Genomic DNA, 23,182 nt, shown 5'->3' with positions numbered 1-23,182 from the left:
ACGCTCACCGCTGTCGGGGCCCCGTAGGATGGGCCCCATGGCGAAGACCGGTACGACGACCCAGGGGCTGCGCGCGGCGATCGAGCGCAGCGGCTACTACCCGGCTCTCGTGGCCGAGGCGGTGGAGGCCGCCGTCGGAGGCGAGCAGATCGCGTCCTACCTGGTGCACCAGGAGACCACGTTCGACGCCAACGAAGTGCGCCGCCATGTGACGGTCCTCGTGCTGACGGCCAACCGCTTCATCGTGAGCCACACCGACGAGCAGGCCGCCGACTCCAGCTCCCCGACGCCGTACGCCACCACCTCCACCGAATCGGTCAAGCTCAGCCGGATCTCGTCGGTCGTGGTCAGCCGGGTCGTCGCCAACCCGGAGTCGTACACCCCGGGCACCCTGCCCCGTGAGGTCGTCCTCACCATCGGCTGGGGCGCCGTCTCCCGGCTCGACCTCGAGCCCGCCGCCTGCGGCGACCCCAACTGCGAGGCGGACCACGGCTACACCGGCAGCTCCACGGCGGACGATCTGAGCCTGCGGGTCAGCGAGGCCGGCGACGGACCCGACACGGTCCGCCAGACACTCGCCTTCGCCCAGGCGCTCTCCGAAGCCACGGCAGCCACGCGCTGATGGCCCAGCCCGCTGCCTGGCGCGACGACTCGACCCCGACCCCGGAGCCTGTGGGCTGGGGGAACGTCCACCCGTCCCCGCTCGCCGTCGACACCGCGCCCGTGCCCGACTACGGCACCGGCTCCCTCGCCGACCTGCTGCCGACGCTCGCCGCCGGCCAGGGCGTCCCCGGCCTCACTCACAGCATCCCCGAGCTCACCCCCGCCGACCGGAACTGCGTCTTCCTGATCGACGGCCTGGGCTGGGAGCAGATCAGGAACCACCCCGACGAGGCCCCGTACCTCACCTCGCTGCTCGGCACCTCGCGCGGCGGCACGGGACGTCCCATCACCGTCGGCTTCCCCGCCACCACCGCGACCTCGCTGGCCTCCGTCGGCACAGGCCTGCCGCCCGGCGAGCACGGCCTGACCGGCTACACCGTCCGCGACCCCGACACGGGCGCGCTGATGAACCAGCTGCGCTGGAAGCCGTGGACGCCGCCGAAGGTCTGGCAGCCGTACCCCACCGTCTTCCAGCTCGCGGACGCGGCGGGCGTGCACACCGCGCAGGTCTCCTCACCCACCTTCGAGCAGACCCCGCTCACCCAGGTCGCGCTCAGCGGAGGAACGTTTCACGGACGGCTCGGGGCCGAGGAGCGGATGGACTTCGCCGCCGAGCAACTGGCCGCCGGTGACCGCTCGCTGGTCTACACGTACTACAGCGAGGTCGACGGCAAGGGCCACCGGTTCGGTGTCGACTCGGACGCCTGGCGCGGCCAGCTGATGTACGTCGACCGGCTGGTGCAGCGGCTGGCCGAGCAACTGCCGCCCCGCTCCGCGCTGTACGTCACCGCCGACCACGGCATGATCGACATCCCCTTCGACGAGCAGTCCCGCATCGACTTCGACGAGGACTGGGAACTGCGCGCCGGAGTGGCCCTGCTGGGCGGTGAGGGCCGTGCCCGTCATGTCTACGCGGTGCCCGGCGCCGAGGCCGATGTCCTCGCCGTCTGGCGCGAGGTGCTCGGCGAGCAGTTCTGGGTGGCGGGCCGCGAGGAGGCGATCGAGGCGGGCTGGTTCGGTCCCGTGATCGACGACCGCGTGCACGGCCGGATCGGCGATGTGGTGGCCGCGGCCTGCGACGACGTCGTGGTGACCGCCTCCGTCCGCGAGCCGAACGAGTCGGCGATGGTCGGGATGCACGGCTCGATGACCCCCGTCGAACAGCTCGTGCCGCTGATCGAAGTACGCTCGTAGCCGTCCCGCTGCCCCGTACCTCACCCCAGAACACCCCAGTACGACGCCCACAGACCCGAAAGGTCCTCAACCTCCCATGCCCGAGCTGGTGTTCTTCTCCGGAACCATGGACTGCGGAAAGAGCACCCTCGCTCTTCAGATCGAGCACAACCGGTCCACGCGCGGTCTTCAGGGCATGATCTTCACGCGTGACGACCGTGCGGGAGAGGGCAAGCTCTCCTCCCGGCTCGGCCTGGTGACCGACGCGGTCGAGGCCGCGGAGGGCTTCGACTTCTACGGGTACCTGGTCGAGAGCCTCTCCCAGGGCGGCCGTTGCGACTACGTGATCGCCGACGAGGCGCAGTTCCTCGCGCCGGAGCAGATCGACCAGCTCGCCCGGGTGGTGGACGACCTGGACCTGGACGTCTTCGCCTTCGGCATCACGACCGACTTCCGTTCCAAGCTCTTCCCGGGCTCGCAGCGGCTGGTGGAACTCGCCGACCGGGTCGAGGTGCTACAGGTCGAGGCGCTGTGCTGGTGCGGCGCGCGGGCCACGCACAACGCCCGTACGGTCGGCGGCGTGATGGTCGTCGAAGGCGCCCAGGTCGTGGTCGGCGACGTCAACGCGGGCGACGAGGTGGGCTACGAGGTGTTGTGCCGGCGGCACCACCGGCGCCGGATGACCGCCGCGAGCGCCCGTGCGGCGGCACTGTCCCCGGACGTCCTGCCGGTGGACGTCAACGGAGTGACCGTACGATCGTGAACACCGCGCCCTCCGGGTCGGCGACCCTCGCGAGCCGTCCATGGGGCCCGTCCGCGGGCGGTTCGAGGACCTGACCGCCGAGCCTCGTGATCTGGCGTGCGGTCATGTCGGGGTCCTCGACCTCGAACCAGGTCATCCAGTGGCTGCCGCGCTCGCGGGTCCTGGACGGAACGCCGTGCAGAGCGGCCACCGGACGGCCGTCCAGACAGAGCGTCACCCGGTCCTCGCCGGGATCGCCGTCGGGCTTGGCGTCGTAGCCGAAGACGGCTTGGTAGAACTTCGTGACGGACGGCGTCTCCGTGGTGAGCAGCTCGTTCCACACCGGCGTGCCATGTGTGCCGTGCAGGGCGGTGCCCGCGTGTGCGGCCGGTTGCCACAGACCGAACACGGCGCCCGCCAGGTCGGTCACGATCGCCATGCGGCCGGCGTCGCCGGCGTCGAGCGGGCCGACGCCCACCGTGCCACCGCAGCTGCGGACCGCCTCAGCGGTCACATCCGCGTCGTCCGTCGCCAGATACGGCGTCCAGGCGGTCGGCAGGTGCCGGTCGACGGGCAGCCGCCCGATGCCCGCGACCTCGTTGCCGTCGATCAGGGCGCGGACGTACGGGCCCAGTTGCTGCGGCCCGGGCGAGAACTCCCAGCCGAACAGCTCGCCGTAGAAAGCCTGAGTCGCCTCAAGGCCGTGCACCATCAAGCTGACCCAGCAGGGTGTGCCGGGCGTGTGCCGAGTCGCCTCGGTCATTGTCTTCTCTCTCCTCGGACCATCGTGGTGGCCGTGCGGGGGGACAGGTTGTGAGCCGTTGTGCGGAACGGCCGGTCGCCCCAGCAGATGCTTGCACCCCGAAGCGTCCGACGCGCCCCGGCCGCGCCGGATTTGGCGGGTTCCCGATGGAGGATGCCCGTTTTGAGGCGGCACATCCGAATCGGCGGCGTTACGGGAGGGCCTGTTGCTGCGCGAGGATGGCTCTCATGAACCCCATCATCTCCGCTGCCGATCTTGCGACTGAGCTGGCCGGCTCCCGCCCGCCTGTGCTCCTCGACGTCCGCTACCAGCTCGGCGGGCCGCACGGGCGGCCCGACTACGACGCCGGCCACATCCCCGGCGCGGTCTTCGTCGACATGGACGCGGAACTGGCCACCCCGCCCGGAGCGGCGGGCCGCCATCCGCTGCCCGATCCCTCGGTGTTCGGAGCGGTGATGCGCCGCGCCGGGGTCTCGGCCGATACGCCCGTGGTCGCGTACGACGCGGCCCAGGGGTGGGCGGCCGCCCGCGCCTGGTGGCTGCTGCGCTGGACCGGCCACACGGATGTACGGGTCCTGGACGGCGGCCTCGCCGCGTGGACCGGGCCGCTGGAGACCGCGGCACCGGAGCCCGAGGAGGGCGACTTCATGCCCGCCCCGGGGGCGCTGCGTGTCCTGACGGCGGACACCGCGGCCGCGCTGGCGCGCTCGGGCCTGCTCCTGGACGCCCGTGCGGGGGAGCGGTACCGGGGTGAGGTCGAGCCGATCGACAAGGTCGCCGGCCACATCCCCGGCGCGGTCTCGGCGCCGACGACCGGGAATCTGGACGACCAGGGCCGCTACCTCCCGCCCCAAGCGCTCGGGGCACGCTTCGCGGCACTGGGAGCCGAGCCCGGTACGGAGATCGGCGTCTACTGCGGTTCGGGAGTCTCCGCCGCACAGGAGGTCATCGCCCTGGAACTGGCGGGCTTCCACCCCGCCCTCTACGCCGGCTCCTGGTCGGAGTGGTCCCAGGACCCGGACCGCCCGGTGGCGACGGGCCCGGACAGGGGCTAGGCACCAGGCGCTGTCGTGTGGATCAGGTCTCAGGGCCCGGTGTCCGGATCCGGCCTGATCCGAACACCGGGCCCTGGGCCCGCGTGGGCGGAGAACGACCCGGAGGTCGGGTTGGCGGCCCACCGGCATCCGGACGGGACGGACGAAGGGCCCGGCACCCACGGTGCCGGGCCCTTCGCTTCACTTCGCCTACTACTCCTGCTTCTTGCGCCGCGTGCCGAAGACGATCTCGTCCCAGCTCGGAACCGCCGCACGGCGGCCGGGACGGACGCCGTCCGCCTCGGCCTGACGGTCCGTGGTGCCCGTCAGACGGTCGCGGTGACCGGCCACCGACCGGGGCATCAGCACATCCGCGTACGCCGAACCCGCGCCCGCGGACGCCGCCGGGGCGACCGGCTCCTCCGCCTCGGGCTCCTGTGCCGGCTCCGTCGGAGGCTCGGGCGGAGCCGGGCGCTCCGGCACCACCATGTCGCCGCGGAAGCTCGGCACCGCCTCCAGCAGACTCGTCAGCGAATCGCGCTCACTGGTGCCGTTGTTGTTGTCCTCGGCCGAGGGGGGCTCGGGAGGACGCTCCGTACCACGGTCCAGCGGCCGGTCCCTCGGCAGCCGCGCGATGCGCGGAACGAACGGAAAGCTCGGCTCCTGCGAGGCGATCGTGTCGTCCGTCTCGCCGATCAGCGCGCGCGCCTCGTCGTCGACGGCCTGGACGAGCCGCCGCGGCGGGTCGTACGTCCAGCTCGCCGAGTGCGGTTCGCCCGCCACCCGGTAGACCAGCAGCACTTCCCAGGTGCCGTCGTCACGGCGCCACGAGTCCCAGTGCACGGCGTCCTTCTCCGCGCCGCGCAGGGTCAGCCGCTCCTGCACGGCCTCTCCGAGCTGCGGTCCGGTGTTCTCGCCGGGGCGTCGCACGGGAGTCTTGCGGGCCCGCTCCGCCATGAACGCGCGCTCGGCGAGCACGGGCCCCTCGAAGCGGCGTACGCGGTCGACCGGGATGCCGGCCATCTGCGCGACCTCTTCGGCGGAGGCACCTGCGCGTATACGTGCCTGGATGTCGCGGGGACGGAGGTGGCTCTCCACCTCGATCTCGATCTGCCCGAGGCGGGCGCGGTCGTTGCGCACGGCGGCGCGCAGCCGCTCATCGATCGGAAGCGTGTATTCCGTGCTGTCCGCAGCCTTGAGCACCAGTCGTGTGCCGTCGTTGGAGACGGCCACGACACGCAGTTCGGGCATGGGGACCTCCCGGGTGGTGCCTGCCGACGTCACGTGCGTCGCTGCTTCCGCTAGTCGAGTGTGGCCTGCCCGGGTGCAGCCTGCCACAACCTTGCCGAGTTGCCCGGCGTGTCGGGCACAGGCCCTGGATCGCCGTTATGGCACGGTTACCTGTTCGGCACTCAGTGTGACCGTTGGTCACTCTGCGTGCAGGTTCCCGTGCGGTACCGCGGCGCCGCCGGATCGAGCGCCACATTCGGCCCCCTACCTGGGGTCCTGGCATCCACACGGGACACCGGGCCCAGGGCTCGCCACAGTACTCCATTCGGGCCATGTGGGTGGACTGCCGCGCCGCCGAACTTCTGCCTGCGTACGGCAGTTCGGGGCGGGGACATGGGTGACGGGTGTCGTGATTCACAGAATCTTCCCAAAGGGAACTATTCACTTCGCTCGTTTGTCCTTCATTGGTACAGACGTGACAGAAGGGCAAGCAGGGACTGAGGATGCATCAGAAGCCGGACACCGGAGCACAGCGCACGGAAGAGGGAGGACAGCGACTGGACCTGAGCGTCCCGCAAGTGGCGGGCAGCGCGCTCGCGGCGATCGCGGCGGCGGTGCTCGCCTCCCAACTCGGCGTCTACGGCACGATCATCGGGGCGGGCCTCGTCAGTGTCGTCGCCACCTGTGGCGGCTCGGTGTTCCAGCACTTCTTCCGCCGCACCGGCGAGCAGATACGCGATGTGACGGTCCAGGCGAAGCCGAAGGGCCGTCAGGTGCCGCTGCCTCCGGCCGACGACGCGACACAGATGCTCCGGCAGGTCCACCGGGACGAGGCCCGCGAGGAGTTCGGCGCGTCGAGCACCCACGGCACCCGCGTCCGCGGCTGGAAGCGTCCCCTCGTCGCGGCGTCCGTCGTGTTCGGGGTGGCCATGCTCGGCATCACCGGGTACGAGGTGGCCTCCGGGTCCGAACTGGGCGGCGGCAACGGCACGACCGTCGGCTCGGCCGTCCGCGGCGGTGGCAGCGGGGGCGGGGGCGGCGGACACCCCACGCCGGCTACCAGCCCGTCGCAGAGCCCCGACGAAGACCGCGATCAGCGGCGCTCCCCGGAAGGGGAGACGAACTCGAGCCCCGGCGACGGCCGTTCACAGGATTCCGGGACCGGCCGGCAGGGCGACGGCGAGGACACCGAGCCCACGACCCCCGACTCGTCCCCGTCCACCGGTGACGAGGGGACGCAGAGCCCGACGCCCACGCCCACACCGACGCCCACGCCGTCCGGCTCCGCCCCGGATCCCGGTGCGGGAGCCGGCGCGGACGCGGGCGACGACGGCGACCGGTGAACGGACGCGGGCACTGGCGACAGCGGGTGAGCGGTTCCCGGAACCGGCTTCGCCCGGTCAGCGGTCAGTCGCCCAGGACCCGCCGCAGATAGTCGTTCCCGAACCGCCGCTCCGGGTCCAGCCGGTCGCGCAGCGCCGTGAACTCGCCGAAGCGCGGGTACACCTCGGCGAAGTACTCCGCGTCACGGGTGTTCACCTTGCCCCAGTGCGGCCGCCCGCCGTGCGCGGTCATGATCCGCTCGACCGCGGTGAAGTACGACTGGTACGGCGTCCCCCGGTACATGTGCACCGCGATGTAGGCGCTCTCCCGGCCCGAGGCCGTGGACAGCGTGATGTCGTCGGCCGGAGCCGTGCGGACCTCCACCGGGAAGCTGACCCGGAGCGGGGAGCGCTCGATCATCGCCTTCACCTCGCGCAGCGCGGCCACCGCGGTCTCCCGCGGGAGGGCGTACTCCATCTCGACGAAGCGCACCCGGCGCGGTGAGGTGAAGACCTTGTACGGGATGTCGGTGTAGGTGCGGGCGGACAGGGCCCGGCTGGAGACCTTGGCGATCGCGGGGATGGTCGCCGGCACGGCCCGGCCCACCGAATTGACCACCTGGAACAGCCCGTTGGAGAGCAGCTCGTCCTCGATCCAGCCGCTGACCGTGCCGGGAGGGGCCGCCGGGCCCATGCTGCGGTTGTTGCGCTTGGTGTTGCAGTTGCCGGTGTGCGGAAACCAGTAGAACTCGAAGTGCTCGTTCTCCGCGTGCAGCGCGTCGAACTCCGCGGTGACCTTGTCGAAGGTCATCGGTTCCTCGCGCGCCGTCAGCAGGAAGATCGGCTCCACGGCGAAGGTGATCGCGGTGATCACGCCGAGTGCGCCGAGGCCGATCCGGGCCGCGGCGAAGACCTCCGGACGCTCCTTCTCCGAGCACGTCAGCAACGTGCCCTCCGCCGTCACCAGTTCGAGGCCCCTGATCTGGGCGGCGATCGAGGCTGACTCGCGGCCCGTGCCGTGCGTGCCGGTGCTGGTGGCGCCGGCCACCGTCTGCTCCATGATGTCGCCCATGTTCGTGAGCGAGAGTCCCTCCCGGGCGAGGGCCGCGTTCAGCCGTTTCAGCGGGGTGCCCGACTCGACGGTCACGGTCATCGCCGTGCGGTCGATGTGCCGGATGCCCGTGAGCAGGTCGGGCCGTATCAGCAGTCCGTCGGTGGCGGCCACGGCCGTGAAGGAGTGACCGGCGCCCGCCGTCTTCACCCGCAGACCGGCCTCGGCCGCCTGCCGTACGACGTCGGCGACCTCCTCGGCCGATGCGGGGGAGGCCTCCCTGGCCGGACGAGCGGAGACGTTCCCGGCCCAGTTACGCCACGTGCGGCTCGTGCTCGTCGTGCTGATCGTGCTCATCGGCCCGCCCCTCCCGCGTCGGCACCGGCCTGTTCAGCCGGCGATACCCCAGGAGCGCCACCACGGCCGCGACCGCTCCCGCGACAGCGGGCACCGCGTACCCCGCGTCCGCTCCGGCGGCATCGACCGTCCAGCCGGCGGCCGAGGAGCCGAGCGCCACTCCGACCGCGAGGCCGGTGCTGATCCAGGTCATGCCTTCGGTGAGTTTGGTGCGCGGTACGTGCGCTTCGACGAGAGCCATCGTGGTCACCATCGTCGGTGCGATGGACAGGCCCGCGACAAAGAGCGCCACGGCCAGGAACGTGAGGCTCCCGGCCAGTTGGAGGGGGATCATACTCACGGCCATCGCGCAGACTCCCACCAGCCACCTCCGGCCGGCCGGGCCCTTCAGGTGCAGCAGTCCGAACACGAGGCCCGCGACGCAGGAGCCGAGCGCGTACACCGCCAGCACCACGCTGGCCGCGGCCTTGTGCCCCTGTTCCTCGGCGAACGCCACGGTGACCACGTCGACCGCCCCGAAGATCGCGCCCGTGGCCACGAAGGTGAGCACCAGGACCTGGAGTCCGCCGGATCGCATGGCCGAGGCCCTGGTGTGCTGCTCGCGCGGATGCGGCACCGGCTCGGTGGAGCGCTGCGAGGTCAGCCAGAAGACGCCGATGAGCAGCAGAACGGCGGCCAGCAGCGGTCCCGCCTCGGGGAACCACGCCGTGGACAGCCCGATGGCGATGATCGGACCGAGGATGAAGCACGCCTCGTCGACGATCGACTCCCACGCGTACGCGGTGTGCAGCTCGCGCGGTGAGCCCCGGTAGATCGCGGCCCACCGGGCGCGGACCATCGAGCCCACGCTCGGCACGCACCCGGCCGCGGCGGAGAAGACGAACAGGGTCCAGTCGGGCGCACCCTGCTGCGCGCAGACCAGCAGACCCGCCACCGCGGCCACCGACGCGAGGGTGGCCGGGCGCAGCACCCTGGCCTGGCCGTGCCGGTCCACCAGCCGGGAGATCTGCGGGCCCATCACCGCCGCCGACATCGCCAGCGTCGCCGAGAGCGCGCCGGCCAGCCCGTAACGGCCGGTGAGCTGGGAAATCATGGTCACGACGCCGATGCCCATCATCGACAGCGGCATCCGGCCGAAGAACCCCGCGAAGGAGAAACCCTTGCTGCCGGGGGCGGCGAAGATGGCGCGGTAGGGACTCGGCAACGGGGGCTCCGTAAGGCGTATCAGTGACGTTGACAGATTACGTCCGCAAGGGGAGGGCGCGCACCGCCGTTTCCGGTTCGCCGGCGTGGGGTGGGTCCCCGCCGGACGGCGTGGGGGTGGTGGCAGGATCGCTTTCATGTCCGACGATCGCGATCCCACCCCCTATGACGCCCTGCTGCTGCTCTCCTTCGGCGGCCCCGAGGGCCCGGACGATGTCGTTCCGTTCCTGGAGAACGTGACGCGCGGCCGCGGCATCCCCACGGAGCGGCTCAAGGAGGTGGGGCAGCACTACTTCCTGTTCGGCGGCGTCAGCCCCATCAACGACCAGAACCGTGCCCTGCTGGGCGCCCTGCGCAAGGACTTCGCCGACCACGGACTCGATCTCCCGGTGTACTGGGGCAACCGCAACTGGGCGCCGTATCTGACCGACACGCTCCGCGAGATGACCCGCGACGGCCACCGCCGCATCGCGGTCCTCGCCACCAGCGCCTACGCCTCGTACTCGGGCTGCCGTCAGTACCGCGAGAACCTCGCGGACGCGCTCGCCACCCTGGAGGCGGAGGGGCTGGAGCTCCCGCGCGTCGACAAGCTGCGGCACTACTTCAACCACCCCGGCTTCGTCGGCCCCATGACCGAGGGCGTGCTGCGGGCCCTCGCGGACCTCCCCGCCGAGGTGCGCGAAGGAGCGCACCTCGCCTTCACCACCCACTCGATCCCGACGGCCGCGGCCGACACCTCGGGTCCCGTGGAGGACCACGGGGACGGCGGCGCCTACGTACGCCAGCACCTGGACGTGGCCCGGCAGATCGCCGACGCCGTGCGCGTGCAGACGGGCACCGAGCACCCCTGGGAGCTCGTCTACCAGTCCCGCAGCGGCGCCCCGCACATCCCGTGGCTGGAGCCGGACATCTGCGACCACCTGGAGGAACTGCACGGCTCGGGCGTGCCGGCGGTGGTCATGGTGCCGATCGGCTTCGTCTCCGACCACATGGAGGTCCTGTACGACCTCGACACCGAGGCCACCGCCAAGGCGGCCGAGCTGGGGCTGCCCGTACGCCGCTCGGCGACCGTGGGCGCCGACCCCCGCTTCGCCGAAGCCGTCCGCGACCTGGTGCTGGAGCGTGCCGCCACCGAGCGCGGTGTGCGTGCCGAGCGCTGCGCGCTGGGCGCCCTCGGCCCCTCCCACGACCTCTGCCCCATCGGCTGCTGCCCGGCCAGGGCCCCTCGCCCCGCGGCCGCCGGCGCCGACAGTCCGTACGCATGATCCGTACGCCCAAGGAGTCGCCGTGACCGACCCTCTCCTGTCCGAACTGCTCGACATCGCCCTGGAGGCCGCCCGACGGGCGGGGGAGCTGCTGCGGGACGGCCGCCCCGCCGACCTCGGTGTCGCCGCCACCAAGTCCAGCCCCATCGATGTCGTCACCGAGATGGACATCGCCGCCGAGAAGCTGATCACCGGCTTCCTGGCCGAACGCCGTCCCGACGACGGCGTACTCGGCGAGGAGGGCGCCTCCAGCGCCGGCACCAGCGGCATCCGCTGGGTCGTCGACCCGCTCGACGGCACGGTGAACTATCTGTACGGCCTGCCGACCTGGGCCGTCTCCATCGCCGCCGAGCGCGACGGCGAGACGCTCGTCGGTGTCGTCGAGGCTCCCATGCGCCGCGAGACCTACCGTGCGGTGACCGGCGGCGGCGCGTACGCCGGTGACCGGCCGCTGCGCTGCCGTCCCGCGCCCCCGCTGGCGGAGGCCCTCGTCTCCACCGGCTTCAACTATGTGGCGACCGTCCGCAGCCACCAGGCGGACGTGGCCCAGCGGCTGATCCCGCGGCTGCGGGACATCCGCCGCAGCGGTTCGGCGGCCGTGGACCTCTGCGACGTCGCGGCGGGCCGCCTCGACGGGTACTACGAGCGCGGGCTGAGCCCCTGGGACCTCGCGGCCGGTGACCTCATCGCCCGCGAGGCGGGCGCACTGACCGGCGGGCGCCCCGGCGAGCGGCCGTCCTACGACCTCACGCTGGCGGCGAGCCCGGGAGTCTTCGAGCCGCTCCAGGGGCTGCTGGAGGAGTTCGGGGCCTGGCACGACTGACACCCCGCCGCGCGCACGGAACTCCGCGCACGCGACACCACCCGCACGCACGGGGGCCCCGACACCATCCCGCGGTGTCGGGGCCCCCGTGCGTGGTCCGGCGTCAGGCTGCGCCGACCCGCTGCTCCTCGTCGACGTGCACACCGTGCTCGGCGGCCAGGCGGTGCAGGTCGTCCAGCTCCGCCTGCTCGACATCCGCCAGGAAGTCGTCGCCCGTCTCACGGGCCAGTGTCAGGTCGGTCTCCGCGGCCTTTATGCGCTGAAGCAGTCCTGCGGTGAATGCGTCCATGTGCGCCCCCTCGTCGTGGGTCGGTGGCACGGGGGTGTGCCTTCGGGGTCCCCCTGCCGCAGCAGAGGTGGGGTGATCCACCCTGGAACAAGTCGTGGTGTGCCACATACAGGGCGTGATCGCGGGTGTTTAGTCGTCCTCCCCAGCGCTTCCCTCAGAGAAACCTCAACTGGCCCGGGAATCCGCCCCTTTCCGGAAGACCCTGGTCCGCCGGGGCCGGCCGTCTTCGCCTTACAGCCGGTTTACGCGCGTAACGGGCAGGATGGGGACACACAGACAGTGCACAACCAGCCCTGATCATGGGTGACGGGCCACGGAGGAAGGAACGCGACGTGCGCGTACTCGTCGTCGAGGACGAGCAACTGCTCGCCGATGCGGTGGCCACCGGACTGCGCCGGGAGGCCATGGCCGTCGACGTCGTGTACGACGGCTCGGCGGCCCTGGAGCGGATCGGTGTCAACGACTACGACGTGGTCGTCCTGGACCGCGACCTCCCCCTCGTCCATGGCGACGACGTCTGCCGGAGGATCGTCGAGCTGGGCATGCCGACCCGCGTGCTGATGCTGACGGCCTCCGGTGACGTCAGCGACCGGGTCGAGGGCCTGGAGCTCGGTGCCGACGACTATCTGCCGAAGCCCTTCGCCTTCACCGAGCTCACCGCCCGGGTGCGCGCGCTCGGCCGGCGCACGACGGTGCCGCTGCCGCCGGTCCTGGAGCGCGCCGGGATCAAGCTGGACCCCAACCGCCGGGAGATCTTCCGCGACGGCAGGGAGATCCAGCTCGCCCCCAAGGAGTTCGCCGTCCTTGAGGTCCTCATGCGCAGCGAGGGCGCGGTCGTCTCGGCCGAGCAGCTGCTGGAGAAGGCATGGGACGAGAACACCGACCCCTTCACCAACGTCGTGCGCGTGACCGTCATGACCCTGCGCCGCAAGCTCGGCGAACCGGCCGTGATCGTCACCGTGCCCGGCTCCGGATACCGGATCTGACCCCGTGACCGCCGCTCCCGCGCCGCCCACGGCGCCCCCGAAGCCGACCTGGGACCCGCGCGACCCGGTACGCCCCCTGCTGCGTCCGACCATCCGGATACGGCTCACGCTGCTCTACGGCGGGATGTTCCTGATCGCGGGCATCCTGCTGCTGTCGATCATCTATCTGCTGACCGCGCAGGCTCTGCACGCCGGCAACGGGGTGCCGATCAAACTGCTGCCCGACAGCAGGGTGCAGCTGACCGACAACAGCTGTGTCGGTCTCACCTCGGACCTCTCCGCCGACGAGGCGAACGCCGCTCTGCGGGCCTGCGTCTCGCACCAGCGCGAGATCGCCCTGGACAACCTGCTGCGCCGTTCGCTCTTCGCGCTGCTCGGCCTCAGCATCATCGCCTTCGCCTTCGGCTACGCCATGGCGGGCCGCGTCCTGTCGCCGCTCGGCCGGATCACCCGCACCGCCCGCCAGGTCGCCGGCTCGGACCTCTCGCGCCGTATCGAACTCGACGGGCCCGACGACGAGCTCAAGGAGCTGTCCGACACCTTCGACGAGATGCTGGACCGCCTGGAGCGGGCCTTCACCGCCCAGCAGCGCTTCGTCGCGAACGCCTCGCACGAGCTGCGGACCCCCCTCGCCATCAACCGCACGCTGCTGGAGGTCCACCTCTCCGACCCCGGGGCGCCCGTGGAGCTCCAGCAGCTCGGCAAGACCCTGCTGGCCACCAACGAGCGCAGCGAACAGCTCGTCGAGGGTCTGCTGCTGCTCGCCCGCAGCGACAACCAGGTCATCGAGCGCAAGCCGGTGGACCTGGCGGAGGTCGCCACCCGCGCGGTCGACCAGACACGGGGCGAGGCCGAGGCCAAGGGCGTGGAGATCCGCGGCGAGCGCGGACCCGCCACCGTGCAGGGCAACGGCGTCCTGCTGGAGCGGATCGCGCTGAACCTCGTACAGAACGCCGTGCGCTACAACGTGCCGGACGACGGCTGGGTGGAGGTCACCACGGAGACGGAGGGCGGCCAGGCGCTCCTGGTGGTGTCGAACACCGGACCGGTGGTTCCCGCGTACGAGATCGACAACCTCTTCGAGCCGTTCAGGCGGCTGCGGCAGGAGCGCACGGGCAGCGACAAGGGCGTCGGCCTGGGGCTCTCGATCGCCCGCTCGGTGGCCCGGGCTCACGGAGGCCGTATCATCGCGGAGCCTCGCGAGGGCGGAGGCCTCGTGATGCGAGTCACCCTGCCCGTCTGAGACAGTGGTCGGCACCTGCGCACTTGGTTCGCTTTACGCGGAATTTTCGGGACCTGTTCCGAAGTTGAGGGTGTGGGATCGATCACAGATATGAATTTCAGGCCATCTACTCTCCGTGATCAAGACTCTTGCCGGAAAGCCGGGAAAAGTCCGGGTTTCCGGGGGTCCGGATCACGGGAAGTACACGGGGTGGCGCTGTGAAGTGCGGCATTCGGACCGTGTACGGTCCCCTTCGCCACTCAACGGATCACCTCTCGGGGGATCCGGTTGGGTGTCGATTGAGTAACAGACCTTGATGTGAGGCAAAATCTCCGCCTCAGGTCGGGCACAAGTCCGGCCTCTCACGCGTTACGTGCGCTGGAGACACCGCAACCACCCAGAGGGGGAGAGCGACATGGCAACGGACTACGACACCCCACGCAAGACCGACGACGACGTCGATTCCGACAGCCTTGAGGAACTGAAGGCCCGCCGGAACGACAAGTCGACCTCGACCGTCGACGTCGACGAGTTCGAGGCAGCCGAGGGCATGGAACTGCCCGGCGCGGACCTTTCCAACGAGGAACTGGCCGTCCGGGTCCTTCCCAAGCAGGCCGATGAGTTCACCTGCATGAGCTGCTTCCTCGTGCACCACCGCAGTCAGCTGGCGCGCGAGAAGAACGGCCAGCCCATCTGCCGCGACTGCGACTGAGGGCAGGTCGGCCGTGGCAGGCGACACACCGTCCAGGAAGCGGCGTTTCCGGCGTCAGAAGCCGTCGGAGACGCTCCGGGGCGGTTCGGGACCCGCAGAAGGCGCCACGCCTTCTGACGGGCACTCGGCCGTCCTCCTGCCCCACGGCGCAGGAGACGACGGGCGGGGCCGACCGGCCTCGCTCGAAGGACCCCCGCCCGCGGCGGACGGACCCGGGACCCCGGCCAAGCCGGGGCGTCTGGCCGCGGTGCGCCAGGGCGTCCGCAAGAGCGGCGAGAACGCCAAAGCGGCGCTCGGCCACCTCGCGGACCGGATCATCGAGATCGCACCGCGTGTGCCGGTGCGTGATCTCGACACACTCCGCCGGCAGTTCCCGGGCCTCGGCCCCGAGCAGCTCGCGGACAAACTCGTCGCGGGCGCTGCCAACGCCACCTCCACGGTGGGCGCGGGCATCGGAGCCGCCGCGATGATGCCCGTACCTCCGGCGATGCCGGCCGAACTGGCCGCGGAGATCGCCGGCGTATCGGCGATCGAACTGAAGCTCATCGCCGAGCTCCACGAGGTCTACGGCATGCGGCCGGAAGGCAATCTCAGGGAGCGCAGCACCGCGTATCTGACCGCTTGGACGGAGGAACGCGGACTCGACGTGACCAAGCCGGCCACCTACAAGAACATCGCGCTGAGCGGCGGTCTCAAGCGCGAGCTGCGCCAGCAGATCATGAAGCGCACGATCCGCAACCTGCCGAACCTGATGCCGTTCATGGTCGGCGCCGCGGTCGGCGCGGTGATGAACCGGCGGGACACCAGGAAGCTCGCGGACCGCATCCGCAAGGATCTGCGCACCCGGCAGGTGCCCTGGGACGCCCTGCCCGCTCTGCCGCCCCTGGAACAGCACAAGGACGCCCTGGACGCGAGCCAGTGGCCCCGGGAGCTCGGGCACTGAGCCCGAGCGGCGGTCCCGGCGTCAGGCCGCCCGCACCCCGGTGAGGGCCGCCGCCAGCGCCTGCGGATCGCGTGTCGACAGATACACGTACGGAGTCGGGTCGTCCGGGTCCGTGATCTCCACCCTCAGCGCGGTGGGCACGTAGCTGCGCAGCAGCATGAACGCCCGCGGATCGGCCTTGTACGACCGCCAGGCCCGTGCCTCCTCCGCATCCAGCGCCACGGGCTCCCCGAGCGCCGTCAGCGGGATCCGGGCATCGCCCGCCACCAGCGAGCCGGCGACCACCCGGATGCGGACCGAGCCGTAGGAACTGACCACCAGGGCCGCCACCGCGGAGGCGCCCACGAGCCCCACGAGCATCGGCAGCGTGCCGAGCGGAAGGGCGACGAGACCGCCCGAGATCCCGAGGAGAGCGGTGATGGCCCACCATGAAGCGGGAGCGGTCAGACGTTCGTCGTAGTGCGGGGCGGAAGGCTGCATGCGCTCAAGCTTGGCACGGTGCGGCCGGGGGGTATGCGCGCGGGTAAGGTCTGCGCCTGTGAGTACTGCGAAATCCCGGGGGGAGAACCCCGGATCCTCCCCCTCCGCCCCCGGGGCACGGGGAGACCGCCAGGACCGGGCCTCGGCTCTGATCCCGCCGGCCGACGCCATAGCGCCGGCCCGCCACCCCGACGCCCCGGCCCCCGGTGAACTCCTCGGCGCGCACTACGACCACTGCTTCGGCTGCGGCGAGGGCCAGCCCCACGGACTCCACCTCCAGGCGCGGGCCGGTGAAGGCGTGAGCATCACCGCCGAGTTCACCGTCAAGGAGGCCCACCAGGGAGCACCGGGCCTCGCGCACGGCGGGGTGCTCGCCACCGCACTGGACGAGACGCTCGGCTCGCTGAACTGGCTGCTGCGGACCATCGCGGTCACCGGCCGGCTGGAGACCGACTTCGTGCGTCCGGTGCCCGTGGACACCGTGCTCCATCTGAAGGCCGAGGTCACCGCCGTCGCCGGCCGCAAGATCTACTCCACCGCCGTGGGCCGGATCGGCGGACCCGAAGGGCCCGTCGCCGTCCGCGCCAACGCTCTCTTCATCGAGGTCAAGGTCGACCACTTCATCGACAACGGCCGTACGGAGGAGATCCGCGCGGCCATGGCCGACCCCGACCAGATCCGGCGCGCACGCGCCTTCGAGGTGAACCCCTGATGCCCAACCCTGTCGACGTGCTGATCCGTCGTGTGGACCCCGAGGTGCCGCTGCCGGCGTACGCGCATCCCGGCGATGCCGGTGCCGACCTGGTGACCTGCGAGGCCGCCGAACTCGCTCCCGGTGAGCGCGCCGTGCTGCCGACGGGGGTGTCCATCGCCCTCCCCGACGGGTACGCGGCGTTCGTGCACCCCCGATCGGGTCTCGCCGCCCGCTGCGGAGTAGCCCTCGTGAATGCCCCGGGGACGGTGGATGCCGGGTACCGTGGGGAGATCAAGGTGATCGTGGTCAACCTCGACCCGCGCGAGAGCGTGCGGTTCGATCGGTTCGACCGGATTGCCCAACTGGTCGTCCAGCAGGTCGAGAAGGTGCGCTTCCACGAGGTGGCGGAGCTTCCCGGCTCGGCGCGGGCCGAAGGGGGCTTCGGGTCCACCGGCGGTCACTCCGTCGTGGACGGCTCTACGGGTGGGAATCGATACGCTTCGGCCGTATCCGACCGGGAAGGACAGTGACGTGTTCGGACGTCGCAAGAAGAGTGGTTCCGCGGAGGACGCGGACGCAACGGGCGAGGCCGAGCGAGTCGCAGACTTGTCTGCCGAGCGCGACACGGAGTTTGCCGACGACGAGGACGGCCCCCGCCGGACGAATCTTCCGCCAGCGCCGCGGCCCGACGGCCCCTGGGACCTCTCCGAGGTCTCCAAGCCCGGCGAGGGCCGGGTCGATCTGGGCGGCCTCTTCGTGCCCGGGGTCGAGGGCATGGAGCTGCGCGTCGAGGTAGCGGGTGACGCGATCGTCGCCGCGACGGTCGTCCTGCGCGACAGCGCGGTCCAGCTCCAGGCGTTCGCCGCGCCCAAGAAGGAAGGCATCTGGGGCGAGGTCCGCGAGGAGATCGCCTCGGGCATCACCCAGCAGGGCGGCATCATCGACGAGGTCGAGGGTCCGCTCGGATGGGAACTGCGGGCCCAGGTACCGGTCCAGCTCCCGGACGGCACCGGCGGTGTGCAGCTCGTGCGCTTCGTCGGCGTCGACGGCCCCCGCTGGTTCCTGCGCGGAGTGATCTCCGGCCAGGGAGCGGTGCAGCCGGAGGCCGCCGGTCTGCTCGAGCAGATCTTCCGGGACACGGTCGTCGTACGCGGTGAGGGCCCGATGGCTCCGCGCGACCCGATCGTCCTCAAGCTGCCGGACGACGCCCAGATGGTGCCCGAGGGTGTCCAGCAGGAGGAGCAGGAAGGCTCCCGCTTCTCCGGAGGCATGGGGCAGCTGCAGCGAGGCCCCGAGATCACCGAGGTCCGCTGACACCGGTCACGCACGACGGATCGCCGGCAGCGGTCCGGCACGACGGATGGGCCGTACTCCCCGAGCGGGGGTGCGGCCCGTCCGGCTGTCCGGGCGCCGCGGCGGGATGGGCGCCGTCCTGGGGGCGGGCGCCCGCCCGGCAGGTCCCCGAGGCCGCGGCGGGAGAGCCGCCGGGCGCCGTGGTGGCGGAGGCATCAGAATCACGTCAAAGACGCCGGTCACGACGGCCATCGGTCCGAAATGTCCGAAACCCCGGCCGTAGGGTGCACGCAGGTTGACGGGCAGTTTCTGAAAGACAATGGGGCCATGGCACGCGGCAAGCTACGGATATACCTCGGTGCGGCGCCGGGCGTGGGCAAGACCTACGCCATGCTCTCCGAGGCACACCGCCGTGTGGAGCGGGGCACGGACTGCGTCGTGGCCTTCGTGGAGCACCACGACCGTCCCCGTACCGAGGTCATGCTGCACGGCCTCGAACAGATCCGTCGCCGCGAGATCGAGTACCGCGGCAGCGTCTTCACCGAGATGGACGTCGACGCCGTCCTGGAGCGACGGCCCGCCGTCGCCCTGGTGGACGAGCTGGCCCACACCAATGTGCCGGGCTCGCGGAACTCCAAGCGGTGGCAGGACGTCGAGGAGCTGCTCGCGGCGGGGATCGACGTCGTGTCGAGCGTCAACATCCAGCACTTCGAATCGCTGGGTGACGTGGTCGAGTCGATCACCGGCGTACGGCAGCGCGAGACCGTACCCGACGAGGTCGTCCGCCGGGCCGACCAGCTCGAACTGGTCGACATGTCGCCACAGGCACTCCGCCGCCGCATGGCCCACGGCAACATCTACAAGCCGGACAAGGTCGACGCGGCCCTCTCCAACTACTTCCGCCCCGGCAACCTCACGGCCCTGCGCGAACTCGCGCTCCTGTGGGTCGCCGACCGGGTCGACGAATACCTCCAGCAGTACCGCGGCGAGCACAACATCCGCTCCACCTGGCAGGCCCGGGAGCGCATCGTCGTCGGCCTCACCGGCGGACCCGAGGGCCGCACCCTCATCCGGCGCGCCGCCCGCATGGCCGCCAAGGGTTCCGGCAGCGAGATCCTCGCCGTCTACATCGCCCGCAGCGACGGGCTCACCTCCGCCTCGCCCAAGGAACTGGCCGTCCAGCGGACCCTCGTCGAGGACCTCGGCGGCACCTTCCACCACGTCATCGGCGACGACGTCCCCACATCGCTGCTGGACTTCGCGCGCGGGGTCAACGCCACCCAGATCGTGCTCGGCTCCAGCCGCCGCAAGGCCTGGCAGTACATCTTCGGACCCGGTGTGGGAGCCACGGTCGCCCGCGAGTCGGGACCCGACCTCGACGTGCACATCGTCACCCACGGCGAGGCCGGCAAGGGCCGCGGACTGCCGGTGGCGCGCGGCGCACGGCTCGGCCGCTCCCGGATCATCTGGGGCTGGATCGTCGGCGTCGCCGCCCCGATACTGCTCTCCCTGCTGCTCACCGCCCTCGACGACCGTCTGGGCCTCGCCAACGACGTCCTGCTCTTCCTGTTCCTGACCGTGCTGGCGGCGCTGCTCGGCGGGCTGCTGCCCGCCCTGGCCTCCGCGGCGGTGGGCTCGCTGCTGCTGAACTACTACTTCACCCCGCCCACGCGCACGCTCACGGTCGCCGACCCCAAGAATCTCGTCGCCATCGTGATCTTCTTCGCGGTGGGTGTGGCGGTGGCCTCCGTGGTCGATCTCGCGGCCCGGCGCACCCATCAGGCCGCCCGGCTGCGTGCCGAGTCCGAGATCCTCTCCTTCCTCGCCGGCAGCGTGCTGCGCGGCGAGACCACCCTGGACGCCCTGCTGGAACGGGTCCGCGAGACCTTCGCCATGGAGTCCGTGGCGCTGCTGGAGAGACAGAGCGACGTCGATCCGTGGACCACCGCGGGCAGCGTCGGCCCCAGCTCCGTCGTGCGGCCCGAGGACGCCGAGGTGGACATGCCCGTCGGCGACCACATGGCGCTCGCGCTCTCCGGACGGGTGCTGCCCGCCGAGGACCGCCGGGTGCTGGCCGCGTTCGCCGCGCAGGCCGCCGTGGTCCTCGACCGCCAGCGCCTGGTCGGGCAGGCGGAGGAGGCCCGCAGGCTCGCGGAGGGCAACAAGATCCGTACGTCGCTCCTCGCCGCCGTCAGCCACGATCTGCGCACGCCGCTGGCCGCCATCAAGGCCGCCGTCACCTCGCTGCGGTCCGACGACGTCGCGTGGTCGCAGGAGGACCGGGCCGAGTTCCTCGAAGGGATCGAGGACGGCGCCGACCGGCTCGACCATCTCGTCGGCAACCTCCTCGACATGTCCCGCCTCCAGACCGGCACCGTCAGGCCGCTGATCCGGGTGACCGATCTCGACGAGGTCGTGCCGATGGCCCTCGTCTCGGTCCCCGACGACAGCGTGGAACTGGATGTGCCCGAGACCCTGCCGATGGTGGCCGTCGACCGTGGCCTGCTGGAGCGCGCCGTCGCGAACATCGTCGAGAACGCCGTCAAGTACAGCCCCGACGCCACCCCCGTCACCGTGGCCGCGAGCGCCCTCGGCGACCGGGTCGAGGTGCGTGTCGCCGACCGCGGCCCCGGCGTACCCGATGACGAGAAGGAGCGGATATTCGAACCGTTCCAGCGCTACGGTGACGCTCCACGCGGTGCCGGAGTCGGCCTCGGCCTCGCGGTCGCCCGCGGCTTCGTCGAGGCCATGGGCGGCACCCTCACCGCCGAGGACACCCCCGGCGGCGGCATGACCATGGTCCTCACCCTCCAGGCGGCCCCTCGCCATGAGCCCGCCGAGCAGCCCGGCCTCCCCTCCGGGGTCACCTCGTGACCGGCCGGGACGGGGGAGCCCGGGGCAGCGGGGGCGGGGACAGTGGAGAAACGACAGTGCAGAAAGGCAGGCCCGCCATGACCCGGGTGCTCGTGGTCGACGACGAGCCGCAGATCGTCCGTGCCCTCGTGATCAATCTGAAGGCACGCAAGTACGACGTGGACGCGGCTCCCGACGGTGCGACGGCGCTCCAGCTGGCCGCCGCCCGGCACCCCGACGTCATCGTCCTGGACCTCGGCCTGCCGGACATGGACGGCGTCGAGGTGATCAAGGGCCTGCGCGGGTGGACCCGGGTGCCGATCCTGGTCCTCTCCGCCCGCCACACCTCCGACGAGAAGGTCGAGGCGCTGGACGCCGGAGCCGACGACTACGTCACCAAGCCCTTCGGCATGGACGAACTGCTCGCCCGTCTGCGGGCGGCTGTCCGCAGGGCCGAGCCGGTCGGCGGCGGTGACGACGACGTCGTGATCGTCGAGACCGAGGGCTTCACCGTCGATCTCGCCGCCAAGAAGGTCCACCGCGACGGACGCGATGTGCGGCTGACCCCGACCGAGTGGCATCTGCTGGAGGTCCTGGTGCGCAACGCGGGCCGTCTGGTCAGCCAGAAACAGCTCCTGCAGGAGGTCTGGGGACCGTCCTACGGCACCGAGACCAACTATCTGCGGGTCTACATGGCCCAGCTCCGCCGCAAGCTGGAGGCCGACCCCTCGCACCCCCGGCACTTTGTCACCGAGCCCGGAATGGGCTACCGCTTCGAGCGCTCCTGAGGCCCCTTCCGGCCGCCCCGGCGGCCGTGGCGCCGGGGCTCCGGATGCCGCCCCCGGCGGCCGGTAGGCTTGCTGTATGAGCGCTGTACCCCGTTCCGGGAATGCCGACAGGGAACCGAAGCCCGCCGGCCGCTTCCGCCGCATGCTCGACCGCCTGTCCAGCTCGCAGGAAGACCTCGAATCGGAGGAGCTGCAGGAGGACGCGCAGGCATCGGGGTGTACCCGCATATCCGAGTGCAACGACCGCCAGATCGTCCGGGTGGCTGGTACCTTGCGCACGGTCACCCTGCGCCCGCGGGCCGGAGTGCCCGCTCTGGAGGCGGAGCTCTTCGACGGTACGGCCCCACTGGACGTCGTCTGGCTCGGCCGCCGGTCGATCGTGGGCATAGAACCGGGTCGCAGGCTCATCGCCTCGGGACGGATCTCCATGAGCCACGGCCGCCGGGTGCTGTTCAATCCCAAATACGAACTCCGACCACTCGGACAGGAGTAGCCGGTGACGTCTGTCGACAAGCCGACCACGACGAACGACCAGCAGCAGCAGGACAGGGACGCCAAGGCGGTCACCGAGGCGGCCCTGTTCGAGGCCTTCGGCGGCGTGCGCGGCATGGTGGAGACGGTCCTGCCCGGACTGCTGTTCGTGACGATCTTCACGATCAACAAGGACCTGCACATCGCGGCGATCGCCGCCCTCGCGGTCTCCCTGACGCTCGTCGCGGTCCGTCTGCTGCGCAAGGACACCGTCAAGCACGCCTTCAGCGGCGTCTTCGGTGTGGCCTTCGGTGTCGTCTTCGCGATGATGACCGGCAACGCCAAGGACTTCTACCTGCCGGGCATGCTCTACACCCTCGGCCTGGCCCTCGCGTACATCATCACGACCATCGCGGGCGTCCCGCTGATCGGTCTGATCCTCGGGCCGGTCTTCAAGGAGAACCTGTCCTGGCGCACCCGCAACCCGGGCCGCAAGAAGGCGTACGCCAAGGCCAGTTGGGCGTGGGGCCTGATCCTGCTCGCCAAGTGCGCGATTCTCTTCCCGCTCTACTGGTGGGCCGACACCACGCAGTTCGGCTGGGTCCTGGTCGCCCTGAAGATCCCGCCGTTCCTGCTGGCCGTCTATCTGACCTGGCTGTTCCTGGCGAAGGCGCCCCCGCCCATCGACGTCTTCGCCGAGATGGAGGCGGAGGAGCTCGCCGAGAAGGAGCGCAAGGCGGCGGCGCGGCAGCGCGAGGCGTAGCCCTCGCGGCAGCGCGCCGAGTTCTGATCACCAGAGGGGCCCCGGACCGATCGGTCCGGGGC

At 71.2% G+C, this 23,182-nt stretch carries 24 protein-coding genes; 18 read left to right on the top strand and 6 right to left on the bottom strand.

The window, feature by feature from the left end; all coding sequences use genetic code 11:
- The first annotated feature begins 37 nt into the window (after positions 1-37).
- The 3 genes from ACFWU3_RS20330 to ACFWU3_RS20320 all read left to right on the top strand — a co-directional run bounded on the left by ACFWU3_RS20330 (position 38) and on the right by ACFWU3_RS20320 (position 2,599).
- Entirely contained in the window at positions 38-622 is a 585-nt protein-coding gene (locus ACFWU3_RS20330) for a DUF5998 family protein (RefSeq protein ID WP_384439181.1), read from the top strand.
- Complete coding sequence (locus ACFWU3_RS20325; RefSeq protein ID WP_384439178.1) at positions 622-1,857, top strand: alkaline phosphatase family protein; 1,236 nt, start codon at positions 622-624, stop codon at positions 1,855-1,857. The genes ACFWU3_RS20330 and ACFWU3_RS20325 overlap by 1 nt, the downstream gene beginning before the upstream one ends.
- 76 nt (positions 1,858-1,933) lie before the next feature.
- A complete protein-coding gene (locus ACFWU3_RS20320) occupies positions 1,934-2,599 on the top strand; it encodes a thymidine kinase (RefSeq protein ID WP_384439175.1) in 666 nt (221 codons plus the stop codon).
- Here the strand turns inward: ACFWU3_RS20320 and ACFWU3_RS20315 are convergent.
- Positions 2,574-3,341, bottom strand: a complete 768-nt coding sequence (locus ACFWU3_RS20315; RefSeq protein ID WP_384439172.1) for a VOC family protein — start codon at positions 3,339-3,341, stop codon at positions 2,574-2,576. The two genes, ACFWU3_RS20320 and ACFWU3_RS20315, sit on opposite strands and share 26 nt — an antisense overlap.
- Before the next feature lie 227 nt (positions 3,342-3,568).
- On the opposite strand from ACFWU3_RS20315, the gene ACFWU3_RS20310 reads away from it, so the two are divergent.
- Positions 3,569-4,396: a sulfurtransferase gene (locus tag ACFWU3_RS20310; RefSeq protein WP_384439169.1), complete on the top strand. Its 828-nt coding sequence runs from the start codon at positions 3,569-3,571 to the stop codon at positions 4,394-4,396.
- A 192-nt stretch (positions 4,397-4,588) separates the two neighbouring features.
- Here ACFWU3_RS20310 and sepH read toward each other — a convergent pair whose 3' ends face one another.
- On the bottom strand, positions 4,589-5,626 hold the full coding sequence (gene sepH, locus ACFWU3_RS20305; protein ID WP_384439166.1) for a septation protein SepH: 1,038 nt from the start codon (positions 5,624-5,626) through the stop codon (positions 4,589-4,591).
- A 482-nt stretch (positions 5,627-6,108) separates the two neighbouring features.
- Between sepH and ACFWU3_RS20300 the strand changes: the two genes are divergently transcribed.
- Positions 6,109-6,948 (top strand): hypothetical protein, encoded by an 840-nt coding sequence (locus ACFWU3_RS20300; protein WP_384439164.1) that lies wholly within the window; start codon positions 6,109-6,111, stop codon positions 6,946-6,948.
- A gap of 64 nt (positions 6,949-7,012) precedes the next feature.
- Here the strand turns inward: ACFWU3_RS20300 and ACFWU3_RS20295 are convergent, their stop codons facing one another.
- On the bottom strand, positions 7,013-8,335 hold the full coding sequence (locus ACFWU3_RS20295) for a D-arabinono-1,4-lactone oxidase (protein ID WP_384439161.1): 1,323 nt from the start codon (positions 8,333-8,335) through the stop codon (positions 7,013-7,015).
- Entirely contained in the window at positions 8,292-9,539 is a 1,248-nt protein-coding gene (locus ACFWU3_RS20290; RefSeq protein WP_384439158.1) for an MFS transporter, read from the bottom strand. The genes ACFWU3_RS20295 and ACFWU3_RS20290 overlap by 44 nt, the downstream gene beginning before the upstream one ends.
- A 136-nt stretch (positions 9,540-9,675) precedes the next feature.
- Here ACFWU3_RS20290 and ACFWU3_RS20285 point away from each other — a divergent pair, with 136 nt between their 5' ends.
- Together ACFWU3_RS20285 and ACFWU3_RS20280 are read left to right on the top strand one after the other, a co-directional pair.
- A complete protein-coding gene (locus ACFWU3_RS20285; RefSeq protein ID WP_384439155.1) occupies positions 9,676-10,803 on the top strand; it encodes a ferrochelatase in 1,128 nt (375 codons plus the stop codon).
- Between the two features lie 22 nt (positions 10,804-10,825).
- Positions 10,826-11,626, top strand: coding sequence for an inositol monophosphatase family protein (locus ACFWU3_RS20280; RefSeq protein ID WP_313943636.1), 801 nt, complete (start codon positions 10,826-10,828; stop codon positions 11,624-11,626).
- A 103-nt stretch (positions 11,627-11,729) separates the two neighbouring features.
- Here the strand turns inward: ACFWU3_RS20280 and ACFWU3_RS20275 are convergent, their stop codons facing one another.
- Complete coding sequence (locus ACFWU3_RS20275) at positions 11,730-11,915, bottom strand: hypothetical protein (protein WP_313943635.1); 186 nt, start codon at positions 11,913-11,915, stop codon at positions 11,730-11,732.
- 332 nt (positions 11,916-12,247) lie between these two features.
- On the opposite strand from ACFWU3_RS20275, the gene ACFWU3_RS20270 reads away from it, so the two are divergent.
- From ACFWU3_RS20270 to ACFWU3_RS20255, 4 genes are all read left to right on the top strand, one after another.
- The gene (locus tag ACFWU3_RS20270; protein ID WP_384439151.1) at positions 12,248-12,901 is read left to right on the top strand and encodes a response regulator transcription factor; all 654 of its coding nucleotides are present in this window, start codon (positions 12,248-12,250) and stop codon (positions 12,899-12,901) included.
- A 4-nt stretch (positions 12,902-12,905) separates the two neighbouring features.
- The gene (locus ACFWU3_RS20265) at positions 12,906-14,144 is read left to right on the top strand and encodes a sensor histidine kinase (RefSeq protein WP_384439148.1); all 1,239 of its coding nucleotides are present in this window, start codon (positions 12,906-12,908) and stop codon (positions 14,142-14,144) included.
- Positions 14,145-14,538: 394 nt separating this feature from the next.
- On the top strand, positions 14,539-14,835 hold the full coding sequence (locus ACFWU3_RS20260; protein ID WP_005310959.1) for a DUF4193 domain-containing protein: 297 nt from the start codon (positions 14,539-14,541) through the stop codon (positions 14,833-14,835).
- 13 nt (positions 14,836-14,848) lie between these two features.
- Entirely contained in the window at positions 14,849-15,778 is a 930-nt protein-coding gene (locus tag ACFWU3_RS20255) for a hypothetical protein (RefSeq protein ID WP_384439145.1), read from the top strand.
- A gap of 21 nt (positions 15,779-15,799) precedes the next feature.
- Here the strand turns inward: ACFWU3_RS20255 and ACFWU3_RS20250 are convergent, their stop codons facing one another.
- Positions 15,800-16,258, bottom strand: coding sequence for a DUF3093 domain-containing protein (locus tag ACFWU3_RS20250; protein ID WP_384439142.1), 459 nt, complete (start codon positions 16,256-16,258; stop codon positions 15,800-15,802).
- Positions 16,259-16,406: 148 nt separating this feature from the next.
- Between ACFWU3_RS20250 and ACFWU3_RS20245 the strand changes: the two genes are divergently transcribed.
- The 7 genes from ACFWU3_RS20245 (at position 16,407) to ACFWU3_RS20215 (ending at position 23,120) form a co-directional block, all read left to right on the top strand.
- On the top strand, positions 16,407-16,970 hold the full coding sequence (locus ACFWU3_RS20245; protein ID WP_313948830.1) for a PaaI family thioesterase: 564 nt from the start codon (positions 16,407-16,409) through the stop codon (positions 16,968-16,970).
- Positions 16,967-17,482 (top strand): dUTP diphosphatase, encoded by a 516-nt coding sequence (gene dut / locus ACFWU3_RS20240; RefSeq protein WP_313948829.1) that lies wholly within the window; start codon positions 16,967-16,969, stop codon positions 17,480-17,482. The genes ACFWU3_RS20245 and dut overlap by 4 nt, the downstream gene beginning before the upstream one ends.
- A 1-nt stretch (position 17,483) precedes the next feature.
- Entirely contained in the window at positions 17,484-18,266 is a 783-nt protein-coding gene (locus ACFWU3_RS20235) for a DUF3710 domain-containing protein (RefSeq protein ID WP_352205127.1), read from the top strand.
- A 306-nt stretch (positions 18,267-18,572) separates the two neighbouring features.
- Positions 18,573-21,119, top strand: coding sequence for an ATP-binding protein (locus tag ACFWU3_RS20230; protein WP_384439139.1), 2,547 nt, complete (start codon positions 18,573-18,575; stop codon positions 21,117-21,119).
- Positions 21,120-21,196: 77 nt separating this feature from the next.
- Positions 21,197-21,886, top strand: a complete 690-nt coding sequence (locus tag ACFWU3_RS20225; protein WP_384439136.1) for a response regulator — start codon at positions 21,197-21,199, stop codon at positions 21,884-21,886.
- Positions 21,887-21,962: 76 nt separating this feature from the next.
- Positions 21,963-22,379 (top strand): OB-fold nucleic acid binding domain-containing protein, encoded by a 417-nt coding sequence (locus ACFWU3_RS20220; protein ID WP_384439133.1) that lies wholly within the window; start codon positions 21,963-21,965, stop codon positions 22,377-22,379.
- 3 nt (positions 22,380-22,382) lie between these two features.
- Positions 22,383-23,120, top strand: a complete 738-nt coding sequence (locus ACFWU3_RS20215; RefSeq protein ID WP_384439130.1) for a DUF3159 domain-containing protein — start codon at positions 22,383-22,385, stop codon at positions 23,118-23,120.
- Positions 23,121-23,182 lie beyond the last annotated feature (62 nt).

The organism is Streptomyces sp. NPDC058685, from assembly GCF_042714725.1.
Taxonomy (GTDB): domain Bacteria; phylum Actinomycetota; class Actinomycetes; order Streptomycetales; family Streptomycetaceae; genus Streptomyces.
This window is presented reverse-complemented; position numbering and strand designations above follow the sequence as displayed.

What these genes read in the sequence shown, in the direction of transcription:
- ACFWU3_RS20330 (WP_384439181.1), top strand. Translation starts at nt 38, where the DNA reads ATGGCGAAGACCGGTACGACGACCCAGGGGCTGCGCGCGGCGATCGAG.
- ACFWU3_RS20325 (WP_384439178.1), top strand. Translation starts at nt 622, where the DNA reads ATGGCCCAGCCCGCTGCCTGGCGCGACGACTCGACCCCGACCCCGGAG.
- ACFWU3_RS20320 (WP_384439175.1), top strand. Translation starts at nt 1,934, where the DNA reads ATGCCCGAGCTGGTGTTCTTCTCCGGAACCATGGACTGCGGAAAGAGC.
- ACFWU3_RS20315 (WP_384439172.1), bottom strand. Translation starts at nt 3,341, where the DNA reads ATGACCGAGGCGACTCGGCACACGCCCGGCACACCCTGCTGGGTCAGC.
- ACFWU3_RS20310 (WP_384439169.1), top strand. Translation starts at nt 3,569, where the DNA reads ATGAACCCCATCATCTCCGCTGCCGATCTTGCGACTGAGCTGGCCGGC.
- sepH (WP_384439166.1), bottom strand. Translation starts at nt 5,626, where the DNA reads ATGCCCGAACTGCGTGTCGTGGCCGTCTCCAACGACGGCACACGACTG.
- ACFWU3_RS20300 (WP_384439164.1), top strand. Translation starts at nt 6,109, where the DNA reads ATGCATCAGAAGCCGGACACCGGAGCACAGCGCACGGAAGAGGGAGGA.
- ACFWU3_RS20295 (WP_384439161.1), bottom strand. Translation starts at nt 8,335, where the DNA reads ATGAGCACGATCAGCACGACGAGCACGAGCCGCACGTGGCGTAACTGG.
- ACFWU3_RS20285 (WP_384439155.1), top strand. Translation starts at nt 9,676, where the DNA reads ATGTCCGACGATCGCGATCCCACCCCCTATGACGCCCTGCTGCTGCTC.
- ACFWU3_RS20275 (WP_313943635.1), bottom strand. Translation starts at nt 11,915, where the DNA reads ATGGACGCATTCACCGCAGGACTGCTTCAGCGCATAAAGGCCGCGGAG.
- ACFWU3_RS20260 (WP_005310959.1), top strand. Translation starts at nt 14,539, where the DNA reads ATGGCAACGGACTACGACACCCCACGCAAGACCGACGACGACGTCGAT.
- ACFWU3_RS20250 (WP_384439142.1), bottom strand. Translation starts at nt 16,258, where the DNA reads ATGCAGCCTTCCGCCCCGCACTACGACGAACGTCTGACCGCTCCCGCT.
- ACFWU3_RS20230 (WP_384439139.1), top strand. Translation starts at nt 18,573, where the DNA reads ATGGCACGCGGCAAGCTACGGATATACCTCGGTGCGGCGCCGGGCGTG.
- ACFWU3_RS20225 (WP_384439136.1), top strand. Translation starts at nt 21,197, where the DNA reads ATGACCCGGGTGCTCGTGGTCGACGACGAGCCGCAGATCGTCCGTGCC.
- ACFWU3_RS20220 (WP_384439133.1), top strand. Translation starts at nt 21,963, where the DNA reads ATGAGCGCTGTACCCCGTTCCGGGAATGCCGACAGGGAACCGAAGCCC.